Genomic DNA, 2,052 nt, shown 5'->3' on the forward strand with positions numbered 1-2,052 from the left:
AAATCATCGCGTCGCCTGGCTCCAACTCAACATAAACAGTCTCGAATCGCTTCATCGCGGCCTCGAGAGCCTTCTGTTCGACTTGCGTCTGGTTGACCTTGACATACTCTGCGCGGTTTGGCGCCAGATCGGTGTTGTGGTTGAGCCGTCCGAGCTTGTGCGAACCTTTGAGAACCCGCATGCAGCCGTTCTCCCTTGTCGCCTTATGGAACACGAGCCAGATGGCGGTTAACTCAGGGGCGAGCAGGCCGTCGGTGTGAAAAAAACCGAAGTCCTGATGCCATCCCCAGCCGCCGTCGCCGCCGCCGCCGGCTGGCTGCTTCAGTGGCATCTCATGAGCGTAGCGGTAGACGGGCTTGCCGATGACATCTTGCGCGAGATCAACGAGCCGCTCGTCTCGGCCAAGAAACCCGAATCTTACTTCATCCGCCTTAGTCAAACCTTTGACGAGGCCCGTCCGGCCCTCATGGTCCTTTTTAGCAAACACTAAGCCGCCCGCAATTTCTGCCTCGATAGGCGCTCGTACTCTGTCTAGGAACAGCGCCACTTCTTTTCTGCTAAATAGGTTCTTGCGGATTACGTACCCATCTCGGGCGTAAGCCGAAACTTCCTCGCTGCTCATTGTAAGCATTGTACTTCGTCCGATTTCTGGAGTTGGATAAACTGTCGGCAGCGCTCATTACCTGGAGGATTCTGCCGTCCGGCCTCGCTGGCCAACGAATCAAGGGTCAATACCCGCGACTCAGGTTGACAACATTCTTCAGCGCCCGTCCGCTTAGGAAACGTTCGATATTGTCAGCGAAGATCGAAAAGACCCGACCTGGATAATTGTCCGGGTAGCCGGCCATATGCGGTGTCGCGATGACATTTGGCAGGTCCCACAGCGGACTATCTTGCGGCAGCGGCTCCTTTTCGAAGACATCGAGCATTGCGCCTGCGATCGCGCCACTTTGCAGGGCCTTAATCAACTCGGTTTCATCTACAACAAAGCCCCGCGCAATATTGATCAGAAAGGCATCGGGCCTGAGGCAGGCAATCTCGGCCCCTCCAATGGTCCTAACTGTGTCGGGAGTCCCAGGCAAGGCTAACACAACGAAATCACAGAGAGGCAGCATGCTCTTGAGATCGCTCGCGCTAAACAAGCGGTCAATACCTTCAACTGGAACAGAAATGTTCTTTTTGGTACCGTAAACCGTCATACCGGCGGCCTTGGCACGCCTTGCGATAGTCGCTCCGATTGACCCGAGCCCGACGACGCCGAGTGATTTATCCGCTAGCGGCGCTACAGCTCGGGTATTCCATTGGCGAGCAGCCTGCTCACGTAGTAGGCGACGGAAGTCCCAATGCAGGATTGTAATACCGGCCATGACGTAATCCGCAATTATATCCCCGTGGATTCCTCGTGCGTTGGTTACTTGAATGGCTCCCAACTTCTCGCGAATGGGCATAAGAGAGTCTACGCCCGCACCGGTGCATTGGAACCAGCGCAACTTTTTTGCCCGATCGATAAATTTTACTGGGAACTCAAAGGCCAGAATCGCGTCGGCCTCGCCGATATGCCGCTCAAGTTTCTCGACATCCGGCGCCACAATGGTGTGCACTTGCGGAAATCGCTTCCCGATTAGTTCAGCGTATGTGTCTGCTACGGGATGGTTGAGAACGATGGTAAGTTCTTGGCTTTGAGCGGCCATTCGAATTCCTCTCCGGTAATGCGCTTACCTTGCGCTACTCCACGGGTTTGCACTTATGTTCATGCTTGGCAGCGCTCACATCCTCACCTTCGTCGGTTCCGCAGCGCGTGTTTTAAGAGAACAGCGGAATCCTATTGCCGCGGAGAATGTTTTTTCAGCTAACTTCCAGGCGCAAGGCGCAGAAATCCCGCGCATTTTACCTGATTGGCGCAGATTTCGTAAGGAAGCGATCAGAAAGCGCTCGGCTCGTGACTAGTTGAGCTTAGTCTACTTCCCGGCGCAAATTGATGTTAGAGCCGGCTCCGCAAATCTGAACAGTGCGATAAGTGGAGTTTCTGCCTGACGGCGGGCAAGATTGGCC

Annotated in this window: 2 protein-coding genes; both read right to left on the reverse strand. The window is 54.8% G+C overall.

Translation table 11 applies throughout. The features are described 5' to 3' along the window. Positions 1–622 (reverse strand): phytanoyl-CoA dioxygenase family protein (locus CQ13_RS11540; protein WP_197427311.1); only part of this gene is annotated, 622 nt, incomplete at its 3' end. Positions 623–728: 106 nt separating this feature from the next. Then, on the reverse strand, positions 729–1,691 hold the full coding sequence (locus CQ13_RS11545; RefSeq protein ID WP_057843025.1) for a D-2-hydroxyacid dehydrogenase: 963 nt from the start codon (positions 1,689–1,691) through the stop codon (positions 729–731). Positions 1,692–2,052 lie beyond the last annotated feature (361 nt).

It is taken from the genome of Bradyrhizobium retamae, assembly GCF_001440415.1.
In the GTDB taxonomy this organism is placed as follows: domain Bacteria; phylum Pseudomonadota; class Alphaproteobacteria; order Rhizobiales; family Xanthobacteraceae; genus Bradyrhizobium; species Bradyrhizobium retamae.